This window comes from Olleya aquimaris, assembly GCF_003259525.1.
Lineage (GTDB): Bacteria > Bacteroidota > Bacteroidia > Flavobacteriales > Flavobacteriaceae > Olleya > Olleya aquimaris.
Genome location: NZ_QLLO01000001.1, coordinates 547,271 through 568,864, shown reverse-complemented (window position 1 = coordinate 568,864; position 21,594 = coordinate 547,271). Strand labels below are relative to the sequence as shown.

General features: G+C 31.4%; 12 protein-coding genes. 1 reads left to right on the top strand and 11 read right to left on the bottom strand.

All coding sequences use genetic code 11. From position 1 onward, the window contains the following. Positions 1-4: 4 nt before the first annotated feature. From LY08_RS02480 to LY08_RS02445, 8 genes are all read right to left on the bottom strand, one after another. The gene (locus LY08_RS02480; protein WP_111658846.1) at positions 5-1,348 is read right to left on the bottom strand and encodes a vanadium-dependent haloperoxidase; all 1,344 of its coding nucleotides are present in this window, start codon (positions 1,346-1,348) and stop codon (positions 5-7) included. After that, entirely contained in the window at positions 1,317-4,556 is a 3,240-nt protein-coding gene (locus LY08_RS02475; protein ID WP_111658845.1) for a VCBS repeat-containing protein, read from the bottom strand. Before LY08_RS02475 ends, LY08_RS02480 begins: the two co-directional genes overlap by 32 nt. Then, positions 4,549-7,869: a VCBS repeat-containing protein gene (locus LY08_RS02470; protein WP_111658844.1), complete on the bottom strand. Its 3,321-nt coding sequence runs from the start codon at positions 7,867-7,869 to the stop codon at positions 4,549-4,551. The genes LY08_RS02475 and LY08_RS02470 overlap by 8 nt, the downstream gene beginning before the upstream one ends. A gap of 139 nt (positions 7,870-8,008) precedes the next feature. After that, complete coding sequence (locus tag LY08_RS02465; RefSeq protein WP_111658843.1) at positions 8,009-9,514, bottom strand: RagB/SusD family nutrient uptake outer membrane protein; 1,506 nt, start codon at positions 9,512-9,514, stop codon at positions 8,009-8,011. A 10-nt stretch (positions 9,515-9,524) separates the two neighbouring features. Beyond that, positions 9,525-12,551 (bottom strand): SusC/RagA family TonB-linked outer membrane protein, encoded by a 3,027-nt coding sequence (locus tag LY08_RS02460; RefSeq protein ID WP_111658842.1) that lies wholly within the window; start codon positions 12,549-12,551, stop codon positions 9,525-9,527. Between the two features lie 466 nt (positions 12,552-13,017). Then, the gene (locus LY08_RS02455; protein WP_111658841.1) at positions 13,018-13,899 is read right to left on the bottom strand and encodes a carbohydrate kinase family protein; all 882 of its coding nucleotides are present in this window, start codon (positions 13,897-13,899) and stop codon (positions 13,018-13,020) included. Positions 13,900-13,907: 8 nt separating this feature from the next. Continuing rightward, entirely contained in the window at positions 13,908-15,518 is a 1,611-nt protein-coding gene (locus LY08_RS02450) for a glycoside hydrolase family 32 protein (protein WP_111658840.1), read from the bottom strand. Then, positions 15,508-16,836 carry a sugar porter family MFS transporter gene (locus tag LY08_RS02445; protein ID WP_111658839.1) on the bottom strand — a complete coding sequence of 443 codons (1,329 nt, stop codon included), beginning with the start codon at positions 16,834-16,836 and terminating at the stop codon, positions 15,508-15,510. The genes LY08_RS02450 and LY08_RS02445 overlap by 11 nt, the downstream gene beginning before the upstream one ends. Before the next feature lie 219 nt (positions 16,837-17,055). Between LY08_RS02445 and LY08_RS02440 the strand changes: the two genes are divergently transcribed. Beyond that, on the top strand, positions 17,056-18,096 hold the full coding sequence (locus LY08_RS02440; RefSeq protein ID WP_111658838.1) for a LacI family DNA-binding transcriptional regulator: 1,041 nt from the start codon (positions 17,056-17,058) through the stop codon (positions 18,094-18,096). Here the strand turns inward: LY08_RS02440 and queG are convergent. From queG to ruvB, 3 genes are all read right to left on the bottom strand, one after another. Next, a complete protein-coding gene (gene queG / locus LY08_RS02435; RefSeq protein WP_111658837.1) occupies positions 18,074-19,000 on the bottom strand; it encodes a tRNA epoxyqueuosine(34) reductase QueG in 927 nt (308 codons plus the stop codon). The two genes, LY08_RS02440 and queG, sit on opposite strands and share 23 nt — an antisense overlap. 125 nt (positions 19,001-19,125) lie before the next feature. Continuing rightward, positions 19,126-20,457 (bottom strand): cytochrome P450, encoded by a 1,332-nt coding sequence (locus LY08_RS02430; protein WP_111658836.1) that lies wholly within the window; start codon positions 20,455-20,457, stop codon positions 19,126-19,128. 100 nt (positions 20,458-20,557) lie between these two features. Beyond that, positions 20,558-21,580, bottom strand: a complete 1,023-nt coding sequence (gene ruvB, locus LY08_RS02425) for a Holliday junction branch migration DNA helicase RuvB (protein ID WP_111658893.1) — start codon at positions 21,578-21,580, stop codon at positions 20,558-20,560. Between the last annotated feature and the right edge of the window lie 14 nt (positions 21,581-21,594).

The following is a 21,594-nucleotide window of genomic DNA, read 5'->3' as shown; positions in this document are numbered from 1 at the left end:
TAAATTATTTCATTTTCACATTATTAGCCACTAAATTCCCCACTTTTCTTCCTTGTGTAAGCCCTTCGTCTATAGCAGCCCTGTAATGAATTCCGCCATATAATCTACTAACAGCAGCTTCTTCTGCTGCTTTATTAAATGAAGCAAATGATCGAATTGGTAAACCATAAGGCACTTCAGTATCATCATCAAATGAGTAATTATCTCCAAAAATTGTTGTTAATACGGTTGAAGCTGCTCCAGACACAACAGAATGTCCGCTTGTATATTCTGGAAAAGGTGGTGTTTGCAAAATAGGTTTCCAGGTTTCGTCTATATGTTGATTAATTAAAGTTTCTGGTCTAATTAAATTACTTCTGTATTTTTCGTCCCAACAACTAATAAAACCATCAAAAATAGCAATGGATGTTTTTGTAAACGCATATACTGCTTCTTCAAAATCGTAATCACTTTTTTTACAGGCAATTTTTGTAATGCCAATCCAGTGTGCTCCTGGAGTGATTTTTTTTGTAGCAAACATTAAGTGTCCACGTGTTACAGATACATAAGGATTACAATCCCAGAATTGTGCAATTTCGATTTCTTTAGAGGTATCTCCTTTTTGGGTTATGTCTTGACTTACATTATACACTTCTAAAAGTTCTTTATAAAACTGGGAGTCCTTTTTTAAAGAAAATTCTGGAGGAGGAACGGGTTTATATTGCGAAGCAGAATCCAAAACTAAGGTTCTAATTTTTTTCCAATGTGGTTCAATACCATCCATATAAGCTGGAGGTGTAGGTTGCCAACGCGACGGATTATCTGCATCTACATTGTACTTATGCATGGTTCTTGTTTGGTGGTAATTATCTACATCAATCCAAGTTTTTAAACTTTTTACTACTTGTAATCCATAGTCTTTAGAAGCTTCAAATTGTTTTAGGTTTTTATTACTCCAAATATTATATAAACTATCTCTGTATTGTATTACTTTTTCTTCAGAAAAAACAAGCGATTTACTTAACTCCATATGTGCAACTAATGCTGCTACTTTAAGATTAACATCTTTAGAATTTGCTTTAGGAATTGGTTTTAGTCCTTTTAATTGTCCTGCTAAAGATTTATAAGCACTATCATTTTGTGCTATTATTTCGAAAGCAGCAATGTTTGGGTACGCGTAAATTCGGCTAGCAACAGGTGGCGAAAAAATATCGTGTACCATTATTTGCGTTACAAGATCTACACCATTGTAAAAATCGTTTGCAGTTATATCAATAGGTTCTTGTTTGGTATTACAGCTATGTAATAACATACTTATTGTAAGTATTGCAATTATTTTATTGTATTTGATAAATTTGAATAGCTTCATTATGTATTACAGCAATTAAATATTGTTTATTATTTATTGTTATTGTGTCTAGTTTTGTAACCGCTTTATTAAAAAAGTTTAAACCTAGCGTGTTTCCTAATTTAATCTCATTTTCATTTTGAATTAGTGCACCTAAAAAACCATCAAATCTGCCATGATAAGGTTTTACGCCAAAGTAATTTCCTGCACAAAGCACTTGTTCTTTACCAGATATTTTGAGTTTTGTGAAACAATTAATTGGTGATACTTGTAATTGATTATTAAACGGAACAAACTTAAATTTACCATTGGTATTCCTTAAAAATCCAGATGCTAACGTATGTACCTTCAACGTGGTTGCTTTATTTAAAACTGCCTCATCAAAAACTTGGTTAATAGGTTTTCCTGCAAAGTCTTTATAGGTAGTAAACTTCTTTTTAGTAAGACTTACCAATTGTGAACTTAACTCATCTAATCCTTCTTGCGGATAATACACACCATTTTTCTCGATAGCTAAAAGGGTTTCCGTTTTGTTGTTATTATCAAAATCTGAATAGTACATAAGCATAGGAAACGCTTCTGAAGCTTTAAATTTTGAGTTGGTTCCCCAATTTCCAAGCAGATAATCTAAATCGCCATCTCCATCTATATCAAAAGGTATAATTGCACGCCATAATCCGTTTAGTGGATTGGAGATATAATTGCTGGACTTATCTATAAATTCGCCATTAGTATTCTCTAAAAACAAGGGTTGCATCCACTCGCCAACTACAATTAAATCTTGTTTATTATCGTTATTAAAATCGGTCCAAATGGCATCTCTAACCATGCCTAATTTACCTAACGATTTTTTAGAGAAAGTCCCTTTGTTATTTTCTAAGATGTAACTTTTTGGACTGTTCCCAAAATCGTTAGACATCGAGGCATTTCCAACAAAAACATCTAAATCTCCATCTGCATCATAATCCATTGCTTTAATAACCGAAGTATCCTCAAAACCTTCTGGAAATGGTAATGCTTGTAAACTGTTATTAGCAGTTGTGTATAAATTATTTTGAAGGGCTTTAGATTTACCAAAAAATTCTCCACCACCAGAAGCTACCAGCAAATCGTTACTATTATCGTTATTAAAATCTGAAATAATGGCTGAATTATCTTCAATTAAAGCCTGTTTGGTAAGTAAGCTGTCTTCAAATTTTATAAATCCAGATTCGTTTTGTAAATATATTTCTGAAGCATTATGTTTTCCGTTTCCTAAATACAAATCTGCTTTACCATCATTATTTAAATCGCCAATAGCAAGTGCTGGACCTCTATCTGAAATTTGATATGGAATTAATTTATTTCTGTTAGAATCTATATAATTATTTTCGGAATGTGTGTAATTGATTCCTAAATTGTCTTCCTCTAAATTAAAAACAGAATGATTATTGGTAGTTGCAACCTTATAATCATGTGCTTTTGGATTATCTATTGAAACATCTAAAGTCTGATTTGAGGCTACATTTTTTAATGTTTGAAACGTTTTGTTAGGCCAAATAACTTTTATTGAATCGATGGTTTTTATAGAATCTAGACCAAAATGCAAAATAGGTTGAGAGGACGATTGAAAACCACGTTGTACATACAACTCTTTAGATTGCAACTTATTTTTATGATATATTATGGCTTTAGCACCAATACCAAAACGGTTTTTATTAGTGTATTTAAACTTTAGTTTTAGGTAGTTTTTTGAAGCATTAGTTGTGTTAATATAAATACTTGCTGGAGCATTTATATTGTTGGTTATGATGTCTAAATCGCCATCATTATCTAAATCGCCATAAGCGGAACCTGTAGAATAAGTAGCATTTTGGCTAACCCAATCTTGGGTTTTATTATTAAATTTTAAATCTGAATCACCTTCAAAAAAATTATTTTTCAATTTACCGTCAGGCATAAAGTTTAGAGCTTCTTTATCGATTAGGTTTGTGGTTTCCATTTTCTTTTTAACCTGACTATTTGAAATGTATTTTATATAATCTAAATCATTTGGTCGTTTAGGAATTCCGTTTGCAATAAAAATATCTTGTTTAGCATCCTGATTAAAATCTGCAATTAACGGACTCCAACTCCAATCTGTAGCAGCAAGATTACTCATTAGAGCTGTTTCGGTAAAACTGCCTCCATTTTGGTTAATTTGAAGCATATTTCTTGCATACTGATAGTGGTAACCATATTGCTTTATACGTAAATTTTGAATTTGAATATTATCGTCTCCAGCAGAAGATTTTAGTACCTTTTCGTCTTCAGGCAACATATCTAAAGTAATTAAATCTGGAAAACCATCATTATTAACATCTGCAGCATCATTACCCATTGAAAACTTACTAACATGTCCAAAATGTGTTTTTAATGTTTCGGTAAAAGTGCCATTTCCATTGTTTAAATAGTAGTAATCGTCTTCATGAAAATCGTTACTTACATAAATATCTGGAAAGCCATCCGCATTAAAATCTGAAATTGCCAGCCCTAAACCATAACCATTTGCGCCTCCATAAATACCTGCTTCCTCACTTACATCAACAAATTTTCCGTTATTGTTTTTAAGTAATTTATCGCCACTTTCGTAAGTTCTGTTATTTCTAATACTGGCTTTTCCAAAAGATTCTTCAGAATGAATAGCATGATTTAATAAGTACATATCTAAATCGCCATCTAAATCGTAATCAAAAAACGTAGCAGAAGAGCTGTAATTATCAAAATCTAAACCATAAGCGTTTGCACTTTCTGTAAAGGTTAAGTCACCATTATTAATAAATAGCTCGTTAGAACCAACAAAGCCATTAATACCAACAACTGCACACACATAAATATCTAACAAACCATCGTTATTTACATCTGCCATAGCAACACCTGTACTCCACGTATTTTCACCTTCAATTTTAGCGTTAAAAGATATGTCTTCAAATTGAAGATTGCCTTTGTTTATATACAGTTTGTTTTTTTGCTGATTTGAGGTAAAGAAAATATCAGGAAGATTATCGTTATTGATGTCTCCTATTGCTACTCCTCCACCATTATAATAGTATAAATAATCTAAAATATTCTGACCTAAAGTATCTTTTAAAGTATTAGAAAAATGAATACCTGATTTATCTGGACTTAAAACATCAAATTGTTTATTGGCATTTTTGTTACAACCCAAAAAAAGCAAGCAAAGGATACTATATAAAATAAATTTATTCATTGTTTAGCTTGAATATTTTAGGTTTTTCATTATTAATTCCAGCAATAATAAATGTGTCTTTTTTTCCTTTTACAATGGAAATATTTTTCATTTCACCTTCAACAAAAAAGCCAGATTTATTTTTATCTATCCAATTAAAATCACCTTTACCATTTCCTAATAAAAGACTACCAAAACTGGCATCTAATCTAGAATATTGTGGTTTTAGTTGGTATTGATTTCCACCTAAAAGTAAATCTAAATTAGCATCATTATTAACATCTAAAACCTGTATGGCTTTAACGCTTGAAAATTGAACTTGAACTGGTAATGGTTGTATTTTAAAAACACCTTCTTTACTATTTAGGGCTATTACAGTTTCTGAAGTATTAACCTCTCTAACAATAGAATTGTCTATAATTTCTTTTGAAAACAACTCATCAATGGATTTGGTAGCATAATCAGAAAACTTTAAATTTTTCTTTTTTAAAGACACGATTTGAGCTGTTAATTCATGCTTAGTAATAATTGGTACATCTTTACCATCTATAGTTTCTGTTAAGATTTGCTCAATAGTTCCGTTATTATCAAAATCGTTAACATAGATTTTAATAGGTTTTTCTTTTGAAGGTTTATAAGGTAAATTTAATCCATTATTACCTAAAATTAAATCCATTAAACCATCATTATTTACATCGGCTACTTTTACAGTATTCCACCATCCAGAATAATTACTTAAATTGGTTTTAAATGGCACTAATTGTTTTCCGTTATTTTTGAAAATTTTAGGCGTTCCCCAATCTTCAGTAATAATTAAATCTTTTTTATTGTCACCATTAATATCAGTCCAAACCGCATCAGTTACCATTCCTAAAGTATTAAAGGCGTAAGCTTTACTTTGGGTGATATCCTTAAATTCTCCTTTACCAATATTTTCTAATAATTGATGTTTTGCTTTAATAGCATAAACCGCAGGAACGCTTCTATTACCTACAAAAACATCTATATCGCCATCATTATCAAAATCTAAAGCTGCAATTACAGATGCATTATGAAATGTTGCAGGAATATTAGTTTTGCTTTTGGTAAACACACCTTTTCCATTGTTTAGGTATAGCCTAGTTTTATACAATTTCTCGTCGTTAATCTCATTACCTCCAGAGCCAACCATGAGGTCTAAATCGCCATCTGCATCTGCATCAAAAAAAGCAGAAGCTGTGTCTTCTAAATTAATATCTTCAATAAAACCATTATCGTTTTGTTTTTTAAACGTTCCGTTAATGCCTTGTATATATAAATGTGCTTCTTGCTTTTTTGCTCCTCCAACAAAAACATCCTCTAAACCGTCTTGATTAACATCTCCTACAGCTACTGTTGGTCCTTCTTTAGATAGCATTTGATGAATTAATCCTTCGTAATTAAAATCGACATGATTATTTTCATCATGAGGTGTTAGATTTGTATTCTTAATTTCTGTAAAGAAAGTCTTACTGTTTTGAGAAGAAGGTTTAAATACATTAGATGCGTTATTTTGATTGAATGTGTACTTCTTATTTGGAAGAATATTTGATTTTGATTGAAATGAATCATCTGGCCAAATAATTTGAATAGAATCGATAGTTTTTGTTCCAATTCCTATAGTTTGAACATAATCTACAGAAGACTGAAAACCTCTTGACGGAATGACTTCTTGAAGAATAACTTCTTGATTAGAAAATAATTTAATTTTACTTCCAATTGCATTAATATTTGGGGATTTCCCTTTTAATTGAATTTTTAAATACTTGTTTTTTGAAACCGTTTCGGTATTGTTTTTATAAACTAGCGCTTCTTGATTTACGTTATTTATAACCAAATCTAAATCGCCATCATTATCTAAATCGCCATAAGCTGCTCCACTAGAAAAGGTAGGCTTATCAAAACCCCAATTTTTACTTACATTTTTAAAACCTAATTGACCATTATTTTGAAATGCATAATTGGTTATAGGATTACTTGGCATTTTATTAATGATGTTAGAAATCTCTTCTTTTTCACCTGTAATCGCCATTTTTTGAATAATATCGTTTGCAAAAAAGTTCATGAAATCCTGATTGGTCAAATCATGATAAATTCCGTTACAAACAAATATATCTTTGTTGCCATCATTATCCATATCGAATAATAAAGCTCCCCAACTCCAGTCTGTTTTTGAGACACCACTTAAATTGGCTATTTCAGAAAAATCGTTATTACCACTGTTTAATTGCAAACTGTTTTGCATGAATTGATGATCAAAATCTAAACCTTGTTTTCTCTGATATAGATCATAATTTTCAAAAAGCGTAGTTTCTTTTACTCTTTTATTGTGTTCTGGCAACATATCTGTTACAAATACATCTGGGTTGCCATCATTATTTAAATCGGCCATATCTGCTCCCATAGAAGATTGACTAGTATGTGTTGTCCAATCTTTTATAGATTCTGTAAATGTTCCATCCTGATTGTTAATGTATAGGTAATCGCGTTCATAAAAATCGTTAGAAACGTAGATATCTTGGTAGTTATCGTTATTTAAATCGCCTACTGTTACACCAAGACCAAAACCAATAAGGCTTCCAAAAATTCCTGCTTCTTCGCTTACATCTACAAATATTCCGTTATCATTTCTTAGTAATTTATCTCCTCCACCTTTTAACAAACCAGGCACTTCCCAATCTTTAGCACGTAAATCTCTTTTATTAGAATAATTTAAGGTGTTAACAGGAATAAAGCTATTGTTAAGTATATAGACGTCTAAATCTCCATCTTTGTCATAATCAAAAAAAGCAGCATGCGTTGTTAGCCCGTTTTCAGCAAGATTATATTTTTCGGCTTGCTCTGTAAAGGTTAAATCGCCATTATTTATGAAAAGTTCGTTTTTTAGATTATCACCTTCTACGTTTCCTGCATTACATACATAAATGTCTAATAAACCATCATTATTTATATCAACCATCACCACACCAGTTGACCAAATGTTAGTCCCTTTTACTTTAGCAGTTTCTGAAATGTCTTTAAATTTAAAATCACCTTGGTTTAAAAACAGTTTGTTTTCACCTTGATTGGCTGTTAAATACAGATCTGGAAGACTATCGTTATTTATATCGCCAATAGCAACGCCACCACCATTATAAAAGTTTCTATACGTGAAGATATTTAACTCTTTTTCGTTTTCTATGGTATTGATGAAATTAATTCCAGTCTGGGTTGAATTTAGGTTTGAAAACAACAAATTTTGCTCATTATTTGTTGTTTTTTCTTTACAAGAAACCAGAAGAATTAGAATTAAAAATGCTAAAATATTGTTATTCATAAAATTAAAAACTGCAGATCTATTAATAATTTTTAAGATAATATTTTTCTTTTTGTAAGTCAAAAAAAGGGGATGAATATCCCCTTTTTCTTTTGAACAATAATTCAATAAGACTAATTTAATAAATTATTTTTCTATTTTAATATCCTGGATTTTGCTTTAAATCAGGATTTGTACTTAATGCAGTTGCAGGAATTGGAAATATCAATCTAGTAACATCAGAAGCATTTGGTTTTTCCTGAACAGGGTCTAAAAAAGTACCAAAACGAATTTGATCATTACGTCTCCAACCTTCCCAATATAATTCTCTAGATCGTTCATCTAAAATATCGTTTAAAGTAGTTCCAGTATATACTGTTTCTACTCCTCTTGCTGTTCTTAATGTAGTTAATAAAGCAGAAGGATCTCCACCCATTCTTGCCATAGCTTCAGCCTTCATTAATAACACATCTGCAAGTCTAAAGATTACATAATCATTTGCAGGACGATCTATATTATTATAATCTGGTAAATATTTAACTACTCTCATCCCTCTAACTTCTGTAGAAGTTGCAATTTCAAATTCTGGAGTATAGTTTAATGGATTACCTTGTCTATCTTCTAAAGGAACTCCATTTTCATCAAATTGCTGTCCAACTAAAATTCCTGCATTTAATCCAGAAACATCAGTTAATCCGGTATAAGAACCTCCTCTTCTTGCATCACTATCATCAAACTTATCGTATAAGTCAGTTAAAGTTACAAAGCCATTCCATCCTCCTTGATTATAGTGAAGTGTCATAAAGTACAACTCTCTTAAGTTTCCACCTGTAGCATTATCATTCTCTGATACTAAAATATCTTCTGTTGATAAAGCAGTATTGTCAGGCGCAAACATATCAAAGTAATTAGTTTGTAAACTATATGGTCCAGCCATTACTATATCGCAATAATCTATAACTTGTTGCATATCATTATTGTCAAATGTATAAGGTCCTGCTTGAGGTGTTCCATCTGCATCAGTAGCTTTGTAAACTGCTTTATTTAAATATAATTTAGCTAACAAAGTTGCTGCAGAATATCTATTTACTGAATTACTTTCTGATGTTGCTGGTAAATTATCAAATACAGCTTCTAAAGAATTTATAGCATAATCTATTGCTTCTGTTCTTGATAATACTGTTGGAAAATCTGCATAGTTTGAACCAGGTTCTCTAAATGGTACTTGCCCAAATATATCTAAAGCATTGAACATATAAAAGCTCATATAGAACGTTGCAACTGCTTCTTCTTCAACCCCTGGATTACTTGACAAGGCGTCAATAGCAGAGAATAATCCACCTAGTAATTGGTTCCATGTATTATTTACTTGAGGATGAGATGAATTCCATAAATGTAAATGTAATGCTCTCCATGCTCCACCATCATCCCAGTCTGCTCCACGAGTTGGACCAGCCATTTCATCTGTAGAATGCTCTTGTAATACATACTGGTTACCTACAGTTTGAAATGAACGCAACTGGTTATATGCTGAAGCAATTTGACCAGAAACTATTTCTTGATCTGAAAGTCCACTTTCTTCTAAAAGTCCGTCTAAATCTTCTTCAAGGTCTGTACATGCAAACATAAATACAGCACTTAATGCTAAAATTAATTGTTTTTTCATAATTCTTTTTTTAAAAATTTAAATTTAATCCTAATGAAAATGAACGTGCTCTAGGATATCCAGAGTATTCAATTCCAAATGAAGGAACTCCATTTACTTGTTTATTAGTATTTACTTCAGGGTCAAATCCACTATAAGGTGTAATGATAAATAAGTTTTGTCCTGTTAAAGATATTCTAGCACTAGATAAATATTGACCAATTTTACCTAATTTATCACCATTTAGTGTATATCCTATACTAGCATTAGAAAGTCTAAAGAAATCTCCTGATTCTAAAAATCTCGTAGAAACTATTGGACTAGAACTTGGATCTTCTCCGTTTCCAACCACACTTGTAATAACATTTTCTCCTCTATTAAGTGCACTAGCATTAAATAAAGCATTTGCAGTGTTATTATAAATTTGGTGTCCGTAAGCACCATAACCATTAGCAATAAAATCCCAGTCTTTATAACTAGCTCTTAAATACAATCCAATATTAATATTTGGATTAGGATCACCTACAAAAGCCCTATCACTACCTCCACCTGGTTGATCAAAATTAGTATCTACAACTCCATCTCCATTGGTGTCTGCATAAACAGGTGACCCACTTGAATCAAATCCTTCAAATACAGGTAAGTAAAATGCATATAATGGTTGTCCATCATATAGTAATTGTAAGTTTTCTCCAGAAAGTCCTTGACCACTAGCAAAACCAGTTGGTGTTCCAAAGTTAGCAAAAGCATCTTTTCCATTAATTTCATTCTTTAAGAAGGAAATATTACCTCCTACATCTAATGTAAAGTTGTCATTTTCAATTGCTTTAAAGTTCAATCCAATTTCAACACCAGAATTTACAATTTCATCATCAAAGTTTGACCATGTGAAAGATCCTACTGGTCCTGGTTGAGAAACAGGCAATCTAAATAATAAATCTCCTGTATTTTTTCTAAAATAATCAATGTTACCAGAAACTACACCATCGTAAAGTTCAAAATCAACTCCAAGATTTATTTGTGTACTTGTTTCCCATTTTAAATCTGGGTTACCAATATTTAATCGTGTTACACCACCTCCATCTTGAGGTACAAATACATCTTTAGAAGCCTCAGCGTTAAACTGCTGATTACCAGTCTGACCCCAACCTGCTCTTAATTTAAGTTCATTGATGCTTTCTGGTAAGAATCCTTCTTCATGAATTTTCCAAGCTGCTGCTATAGATGGGAAATATCCATATTTATTATTCCCTCCAAAACGACTTGAACCATCAGCTCTTACTGTTGCAGTTAAAATATATTTACCTTTATAATTAAATATACCTCTTGCAAAATATGATTGAAGCGATATTGGAACAAATCCTACAGCACGTGCAACAGGATCGTAAGAAGCAGATGCATATCCATTTCTGTCTATAGTTTCTGCAGCAAAGATATTTTCTAAATAAAAGTTTTGATCATCAAAATCAAAATCTCTTAACACTAAACTTTCTCCACCACCTTCGTACTTTTCATAAGTATGTCCAATTACAGCGTTGATATTAAAGTCTTCGCTAACATCTTTATTATAAGATAATGTATTTGTTATTAATTGATTAGAAAATCTTGAATTTTGCACACTAGCAAATCCTCTATCTAAAGTGTTATTAGTATTTAATAATCTTGAGGCACCAATACCTCTATAAGTACTAGTTCTGTCAAAACCATAAGTAAATTCATATTTTAAATTATCAGTAAAATTAATGGCAGCCTTTACATTTCCAAACAATTTAGTTGTTTCGCTATCATCACTAAAGTAATCTAGAAAAGCAAGAGGGTTTCTTTGGTTATCTGATGGTTGAAAATAAGTTCCATCTGCATTGTAAAATGATTGTGTAGGATTCCATTTTAATGCAGAGGTCATTAAATCACCTTCAGCACCAATAGATTCTGATAAAGCTGTAGCTTCACTGTTAATTTGCGATGCTGTAACACTAGCAGATACTTCAATAAAATCATCAAAGAATTTTTGAGAAATATTAGTGTTTAATGTATATTTATCTAAGCCAGTATTTTCAATTATACCTTCTTGATTTAAAAGCCCTAAAGACACTCTGTATTTACCTTTTTCTGATCCACCAGAATAAGATAAGTTGTGTTGTGATGTTGGTGCTGATCTTGTAATTTCATCAAACGCATTTACACTAGATCCAGCATCTGCTGCAGGATTAGCACTTGCAAAAGCACTACTACTTAACAAGTCGTAAGAATTAGCAACAGTAGACGTTGTAGTTGTAAAAGAATAATTTAATTTTCCTTCACCTCTTTTTCCAGATTTAGTTGTAATAATAATAACTCCATTAGCTGCACGAGAACCATAGATTGCAGTTGCAGACGCATCTTTTAAAATAGAAATAGATTCGATATCATCTGAATTAATAAAATTTAAAGGGTTTTTTGCACTAGTTGTACCAGAAATATTACCAGTACTAGAACCTGGAGAATTTGAAGAATTATTGAATGGAACACCATCAATTACATATAATGGGTCATTTCCTGATCTTACAGATGAAGCTCCTCTTATTCTAATAGATGCACTAGCACCTGGTTCACCACTAGAAGTGGTTACTTGTACACCAGCTGTTCTACCTTGTAATAATTGCTCTGGAGAAGTTGTTACACCTCTGTTAAAGTCTTTCTCACCAACAACATCTACAGAACCAGTTGCATCTTTAACTGATGCTGTACCATATCCAATAATAACTACCTCATCTAATTGTGCAGCATCCTCTTCTAACACAACATTAATTGTAGTTAAATTATTAATCTGAACTTCTTGTGTTGAAAAACCAACATAACTAAAAACTAGGACATCATTACTAGACACATTGTTTATCGTATAATTTCCGTCAAAATCAGTCTGTGCACCATTTGATGTTCCTTTCACAATAACATTTACGCCAAATAATGGACCTGTTGCGTCAGAGACAACACCTGACACAGAGGTTTGAGCATAAACAAAACTACCACACACTAATAGTATTGGTAGGATTATTCTTTTAAGTAATTTGTTTTTCATATTTGATTTAATATTAGGGTTAGTAATTAATTTAGTTTTTATGTTTGTTTAAATTTTAACCTTAAATAACAGCTTTAACTATTATTTAACGAATGTTTGATTTTTTTCATGATTATCAAAAAAATAATATTAAAATCGTCTAAAAATTGACCGAAAACGTTTTCGGTATTTATCATTTTAACAAATAAAACCCTTGTTTTGTGTAAGATTAATATTATATAAGGATGATTTTTTTTTATTCTTATATATTACATAGTGTTTTTGCATAATTCTCATTATCCATATTCTAAGAAATAATGAAGTTTTAAAGTATTTACTGGATAATTACAAGTACTGTAACTGAAAAAAAAATGGTAACAAAAAATTGTTACCAAAATTAACACCTCTATTTACTTAAAATATAGAAGTCCAAGTATAATATTAAAAAGAGGCAGAATGAATTCTCTTTTAAGTTATTATTTAAAAATTAACCATTAATTAACTCATTAATTTTAGCACTACTTAGTTTAGGATTTGCACCTTTACTAGATGCTACCAATGCACCAATAGCACAAGCAAAATCTAAAGCTTGTTGTGGTGTTTCATCTTTAAGCAATCTATCTATTAAAGTAGCTAAAAATGAGTCTCCAGAGCCAACGGTGTCTTTTACATTTACTTTATATCCATCATTAAAATAAAAAGTATCATTTATATAAATAACTGCTCCATTTGCGCCAAGAGTTACGCATATAGCTTTGGTATTGGTATATTTTGCAATAAATTTTATGTTTTCTTCTATATTTTTTGAATTAAATTGTAACGTATTACAAATTTCAAATAGTTCATCATCATTAAATTTAATGAAATCGGCTTTTTGCATTAATGATTTTAATGCACTTATTTTATAATGAGGAGGTCTTAAATTTACATCAAACACCTTAAACGAAGCTTCTTTTAAAAGCTCTAAAAGCGTATTATAAGATACTTCGTTTCTTGCTATTAAACTTCCAAAAATAAAGGCATCTGCTTTTTTTATTGTACCCAATAAATCATCATTATATGTTATAAAATCCCAAGCACAGGGAAACTCTATACTGTAACTAGCAGAACCTTTACTATCTATACTTACAATCACTTCACTTGTATTATAAGCTTCTGTAATTTGAATGTTTGAATAATCTAACCCTTCTTCCTTTAGATAATTTAGCAAATTAGTACCATTTTTATCCTTACCAACACTACTAATTATTGTCACATTATTATTAAATGAATGAAGCCTTAGTGCTACATTAAGAGGTGCACCTCCAATCTTTTTATGTGACGGAAACACATCCCATAATACTTCGCCAAAACATACAATATTAGACATACTCTTAATTAGTTTAACTTTAATTCTTCAATTTTTATATTTTCTAAAATTAACTTTTCATCTGAAGACATTATAGATAAAGTTTCAAATGGTTGGTTAGGAAAAAACAACTCTGTAAATACGGTTTCTCCATTATTATAAAATACTTCAATAGATGTTTTATCTAACAGGACTTGTACTTTCAAATTGTTTGAAGTATTTCCTTTTTTGGCTTTTGAAATGGTATTGGCAAATTTTTCTGAAAAATCTACTTTTCCAGATTTTTGTCTGTTTAAAAAATAAAGCTTGTTTTTATTATCTAATCCAAATGAAAGCGTATCTCCAAATTTATTATGAAACAAAAATGTGTATTGTTCTTCTTTTAAATTATTTATTTGCAACTCCACTATTAAACGTGCTAAGTCTATTTTGTTTTTAGAAATAATATCTTCTTGTTTTTTAACAATAAGTGAGTCCTTTTTAATAGTTTTTGATACATGTTTATACAGCTCAGTTACTGGGTTAGAAACTAACAAGTAACCATTGTCAGATTTTTTAAGCTTCAATTCTCTTGCAATGGTCATAGTGCTTCTCCAAGTTTCGGTTGGTACGTCTCTGGCATATTCCCAATTAGACATCCATCCCATAAACAATTTTCTACCATCGTTTTTTGGTATATTAGACCATGTCACGCCTGCATAATTATCTCTGCCGTAATCTATCCAAACCGCTTTTTCTTGTTGTAGTTGTTTATTAAAATCTGCATCTACAGAAAACTTTTTACCATCAAAATCACCAATAAAATATTGTGTACCACTACCTCCATTTGGTGCTGCTGGATTTATGCTAACAATTAATACCCATTTGGTAATATCGCTTCCTTCAACCTTAATAGGAAATAAATCTGGACATTCCCACATACCATCATGTTGTCCTAAATCTTTACCAAAATCTGACTCTAAAGTCCAGTCTTTTAGATTTGCAGAGCTATAAAACATGATTTTATCTGCTGCTGCCAAAACCATAATCCATTTATTAGTCTTATTATCCCAAATTACTTTAGGGTCTCTAAAATCTTTAATTCCAGGATTTGAAATCACTGGGTTTTTATCATACTTAGTCCAAGTCAACCCTTCGTCTAATGAATAAGCGATAGACTGCGTTTGAAAGTCTAAAGTACCATCCTTTTCGCCTTGCATATTATGATGTGTAAACATGGCAATAATTGGTGTAATACCATCTTTACCAAAGCCTGAAGTATTATTATGGTCAACCACAGCACTTCCAGAAAAAATTAACCCTAAATCATCTGGATAAAGTGCTATTTGTTGTTCTTCCCAAGTAATCATGTCTTTACTAATTGCATGTCCCCAATGCATAGGACCCCAAACATTTCCGTCTGGATAATACTGAAAATATAAGTGATATTTTCCGTTTAAATAGAACATACCATTAGGATCATTCATCCAATTTGCTTTTGGTGTAAAATGAAAATTTGGTCTATATAATGTTTCTTCAGTAGTTGAATTTAATGAAACATCTGTTTTAGTTTTTTCAGCTGCTTCCTTTTTTTTACAACTTGTAACTATTAGTGATAATACTAAAACTAGGATTAATAAATTGTGTATTCTATTTTTCATCTTTTATCAATTTTTTACTTAATTCTTCAAGTGAGACTCCTTTGGTTTCTGGCATCATAAAAATTACAAATAATAACTGAAAAACCATCATAATTGCAAAAAATAAGAATACAACTCCAGCTCCAATTGTAGAAAATAACATAGGAATTAATGCAGGAATTAATGCTGCTAAAAACCAATGTGTGGAACTACCAAACGATTGACCTGAGGCACGTAAATGATTAGGGAAAATTTCGGAAATAAATACCCATATTACTGCACCTTGACCAATAGCATGTGCTGCTATAAATAAGAATAAAAAGATAGGAACTGCCATACCTGTCCAACCAAAGAAAAAAGCACAAGCCACTAGACTTAAAGAAATTATATAACCAATAGAACCAATATACATTAATGTTTTACGTCCTAACCTATCAATTAAAAACACACCTAATAGTGTAAATACTAAATTTGTAACCCCTACACCAATACTACTTAACAATGCTGTACTTTCTCCTAAACCTGCCTCTTCAAAAATTCTGGGTGCGTAATACAAAAACGCGTTAATACCAGACAACTGATTAAACATGGCGATTAAAAATACTAAGGTTAACGGAAACCTATATTTTTTCAAAAAAATATTTTCTTTTTTTGTGCCTTCCAGATTGTTAGAGTTATTTATTTCCAACAAGAGTTTTTCAGGATCTGCTTCAGGATTAATTATAGACAAAACTTTTTTTGCTTCATCATTTCTAAATTTTGAAATTAACCATCTTGGACTTTTTGGGACGCTTAACATAAATAACGTATAAATTATTGCAGGTATAGCTTCCACACCTACCATCCATCGCCAAGCATTTTCTCCAATTCCGTTTAATAAATAATTAGATAGAAAAGCAACTAGAATTCCGAATACAATATTAAACTGGTACAAAGCCACTAGTCTTCCTCTATCTTTTGCAGGAGCAATTTCAGAAATATATGCTGGAGCTGCAATGGTAGAAGCACCAACACCTAAACCGCCAATAAATCTAAAAAACGCAAATGTAAAAGGGTCATTAGCAAAAGCGGAACCTATTGCTGAAACTGTATATAAAATACCTATAATTAATAAGGTGTTTTTACGTCCTAATCTATTGGTTGGAATGCCTCCAAATAAAGCTCCAACAACAGTTCCCCAAAGTGCCATTGCCATTACTACAGAGCCATGAAAAGCATCTGAAGAACCCCAAAGAGCTTGCAATTTTTTATCTGCACCAGAAATTACAACGGTATCAAATCCAAATAGAAATCCTGCTAGTGCAGCTGTTATGGACCAAATTAATATTTTTTTATTCATGGTTTTAAGGTTTAGAAAACCAAAATAGAGAAACTTTAAACATTGAATAAAAATTATCTATTTAAAATGACTATTTACATACCGAAATCGTTTTCGTTTTAAATTCAATTCAATTTTAGAACTAATTATATTCTAACCTTTACTAAATAATTTAGTTTTTTACGAAACTATTTTCGTTTCATTAATTTTTACTATATTTATTCTAAAATATCATATAAAATGAAACCTGTTACCCTTAAACAAATTGCAGAACAACTAAATATTTCTGTTACAACAGTTTCTAAAGCTTTAAAAGATTATCCAGATATAAGTAATAAAACTAAAGGTTTAGTAAAAGAACTTGCAAAAACGCTTAATTATAAACCAAATTCTTTTGCTGTTAATTTAAGAAATAAAGAATCCAAAACAATAGGATTAATAATCCCAGAAATTGTTCATCACTTTTTTTCGAATGTTATTAAGGGAATTGTTGAACAAGCTGAAAAAAAAGGGTTTTTGGTAATTATACTTCAGTCTAACGAATCTTATGAGCTGGAGAAAAAACAACTGGACTTATTATTAAGTCAACGTGTTGATGGTATTTTAATTTCTTTAGCAAATGGTACTGCAGATTTTAAACATTTAAATGAGGTTATTGATCAAGACAAACCAATCGTGATGTTTGATAAAATAGCTAAAATTGTTAAATGCTCTAAAGTTATAATTGACGACAGGAAAGCTGCTTATGCAGCTACGCAACACTTGATTGATATTGGTTGTAAAAGAATTGCTCATTTTAGAGGACCGCTTTTACCACAAAACTCAATAGACAGGTTTCTTGGTTACAAGAAAGCCTTATTGGATAACAACTTGCCTTACGACCCTTCTTTAGTCTATATATGTGACTGTGGAGACACTAGTTTTGAAGATGGTAAAAATACCGCTAAACAATTATTAGAAGATCATGATGATGTTGATGGCATTTTTATTAATACAGATTTAGTTGCAATTGGAGCTATTTCTGAATTTAATAAATTAGGAGTTAAAATTCCAGAAGATATTTCTATTGTTGGCTTTAGTAATTGGTTTATGTCTTCTGTAATCTCTCCCACTTTAAGTACCATTGACCAACCAGGTTATTTAATGGGTAAAACAGCTTTTAAACAATTATATAAAGAAATTAAAAAAGTTAAAAAAGATGAGCCTATCATTCCAAAAATAATAGAGCTTAATACTAAACTTATTAAACGAGAATCTACTAATTTGGTTTTAAAAAACTAATATTTCGCTGTAAACCAGAAAACTTAGTTCGCTTTACAGCAGATTTTTGAAACACTTTTTTAAACACATCTTCAGTAATCTCTTCCCAATCTTTTTTTGTCATTTCTAATAACTCTGGATGTGGATTAAATAATGGCTCGTTGTGTGGTTTAGAAAACTTATTCCAAGGACACACGTCTTGACAGACATCACAACCAAACATCCAATCGTCCATTTTTCCTTTAAATTCTGTAGGGATATTTTCCTTTAATTCAATAGTAAAATAACTAATACATTTACTACCATCAACTATGTAAGGTTCTGTAATAGCTTGAGTTGGACAGGCATCAATACAGGCTGTGCAAGTCCCACAATGGTCTGTTGTTGCATGATCATACTCCAGTTCTAAATCGATAATTAGTTCTGCTATAAAATAAAATGAACCTACTTGTTGCGTTAATAAATTACTATGTTTTCCTATCCACCCTAGTCCAGATTTTGCAGCCCAAGCTTTATCTAAAACTGGAGCAGAGTCCACAAAAGCACGACCTGACACTTCACCTATTTCATCTTGAATAAAATGTGTTAACTCTTTTAGTTTTGATTTTATAACGTGGTGATAATCGTTTCCATAAGCATATTTGGATATTTTATAGCTATTATCTGTTTGCTCTTGGCTTGGATAGTAATTGAGCAATAACGAAATCACACTTTTAGAATCCTCAACCAATTTGGTTGGGTCTAAGCGTTTATCAAAATGGTTTTCCATGTATTGCATTTCGCCATGCATATTGTTATTTAACCATTTTTCTAATCTTGGCGCTTCTACTTCTAAAAAGCCTGCTTTGCTAATACCACAAGACAAAAACCCTAGGCGCTTGGCTTCTGCTTTTATTTGTTGCGTGTATTTAGCTTTATTGTTCAATTGTATGTTATTGCTTCAAAAGTCTTCGACAGGCTCAGACTGACAGTTAAACTTCTTTTTGTCACACTGAGCTTGTCGAAGTGCTTTATTACTATACATTTTATTTCTTCTCTATATATAATAAATTACAAGACCCTAGTCTCAAATCTAAGATACGCGTTTTTAGGTTTTAAAGTAATTAAAGGCGTAATACCAATTTCTTTAAATTCTGGAATTATTTTATAGTTTTTGATTAGTTCTGTTACAGCTATAATCATTTCAAACATCGCAAAGTTATTTCCAATACATTTACGTGGACCTGCTCCAAAGGGAAAGTATTGTGCTGAATATTGACGACCTCCATCTGCAAATCGTTCTGGTAAAAAGTGTTCTGGTTGCTTCCATAGCTTTGGATGCCTATGCATTTCGTAAACCGAGAACAATAAATTACAACCAGGCTCAAACTGTAAATCATTAAAATTATCTGCTTTAATATTGACGCGATCTATAAAATAAGCTGGAGGATACAAGCGTAAAGATTCTTCTAAAACTTGTTGGCATACTTTGGATGTAGAAATACGCGTCATTACATCGGTTTTGTCTCCTCCTAGATTCTGCCATTCTTCATAAATTTTTTTTTGCCATTCTGGGTGCTTTGCCAACAATTGAAAGGTAAAGGTTAATGCATTTGCAGTGGTTTCGTGTCCTGCTGTAAATATGATTAATATTTCATCTATAAGCTGCTCTTCACTCATACCTTTACCGTCTTCGTATTTGGTTTCTAATAGCATGTCCAACAAATCATCATAACGTTTTCCTGATGCTTTCCTTTCTTCAACTATCTGTTTCAAAATTGTTCTAGCTTCTTCAGACAATTTTAAATGCTTTTTTAATTGACCACCAATCTTAAACCACCAACCTAAGTAAGGTTGACGCAATTCTTTAACCAACATTCGTTGATTAGCTTCAGTAATAAACTGAAGGCGTTCCATATCTTTAGTATTTGCAGCTTGCGTAAACAGAGATTTTACAACCGTTTGAAATGCTAAATCATTAAGTAATGGATAGATATCTATGGTCTTTTTAGTTTCAATTTTTTTAAATTCTGAAACTATGGTGTTTTGCATTTCGCTAAGTAAATTTTGCAATTGCTTTTTATGAAAAGCTGGTTGCATCATTTTACGTTGCTTTTTCCATTTTTCACCTTCAGAAGTTAGCAATCCTTCTCCGACATATTTGACTAAATCTACTGTTTGAATTGAAGACTTAACGTAATTTTTTTGATTTTTTTGAAGTACATATTGGGCAAGACCTGCGTCACGACAAAAATATATTTTAGAATTAAAGCCAACGTTTAACTTGAAAATATCGCCTTTTTGAGTAAAATTTTTATTGTGAAAGGGTAATGGATTTTTAAGAATTTCTAGTGAATGCTTAATGAATTTTAGTAGTGAAACTTCTGGTATTTTCTTTTTCATTTATCTTTTATAAAGAGTCTTCGACTACGCTCAGACTGACAGCAGCATTAATAAGAAAGAAATTCTAGTATCTGATATTTCAGTTTATAATGATGCGATATTAAAACAATCCACCTTGTGTAGGTCCTTTAATTTTTCCTAAGTGCTTATAGGCTAATTCTGTGACTTCACGACCACGAGGTGTTCGCATAATAAAGCCTTGTTGAATTAAAAAGGGTTCATAAACTTCTTCAATTGTTTCTGTACTTTCTGATACTGCTGTTGCAATGGTACTTATACCAACTGGACCACCTTTAAATTTATCGATAATGGTAGATAAGATTTTGTTATCCATTTCATCTAAACCATAGGCGTCTACATGTAATGCTTCTAAGCTATATTTTGCAATTTTAATATCGATGCTACCATTACCTTTTATTTGTGCAAAATCACGCACACGACGTAATAAGGCATTAGCAATTCTAGGTGTCCCACGACTACGTCCTGCTATTTCTATTGCAGCTTCCATAGATATTGGTACATCTAAAATAGATGCACTACGTTGAATAATGGTAGTTAGCAATTCTGTATTATAATATTGTAATCTGCTTTGAATACCAAAACGCGCTCTCATAGGAGCTGTTAATAATCCCGAACGTGTGGTAGCACCAACTAAAGTAAACGGGTTAAGATTGATTTGAACGGTTCTTGCATTTGGACCAGACTCGATCATAATATCAATTTTATAGTCTTCCATTGCAGAATATAAATACTCTTCTACAATTGGGCTAAGCCTGTGGATTTCGTCAATAAATAAAACGTCTCTATCATCTAAGTTAGTTAGTAAACCTGCTAAATCTCCTGGCTTGTCTAAAACTGGACCAGAGGTAACTTTAATACCCACTTCTAGCTCGTTTGCTAAAATATTTGCAAGAGTAGTTTTACCTAATCCTGGAGGTCCATGAAACAACGCATGGTCTAAAGCTTCGTCCCTTTTATTGGCTGCTTGAACAAATATTTTAAGGTTTTCCAACACTTGATCCTGACCTGTAAAATCATCAAATGACAAGGGTCTTAATTGCTTTTCTGCATCAAACTCTTCTGTAGAAAAATTTTCGTTTGTTGGGTCTAGGTTTTCGTTCATAGCATTTCCCACGT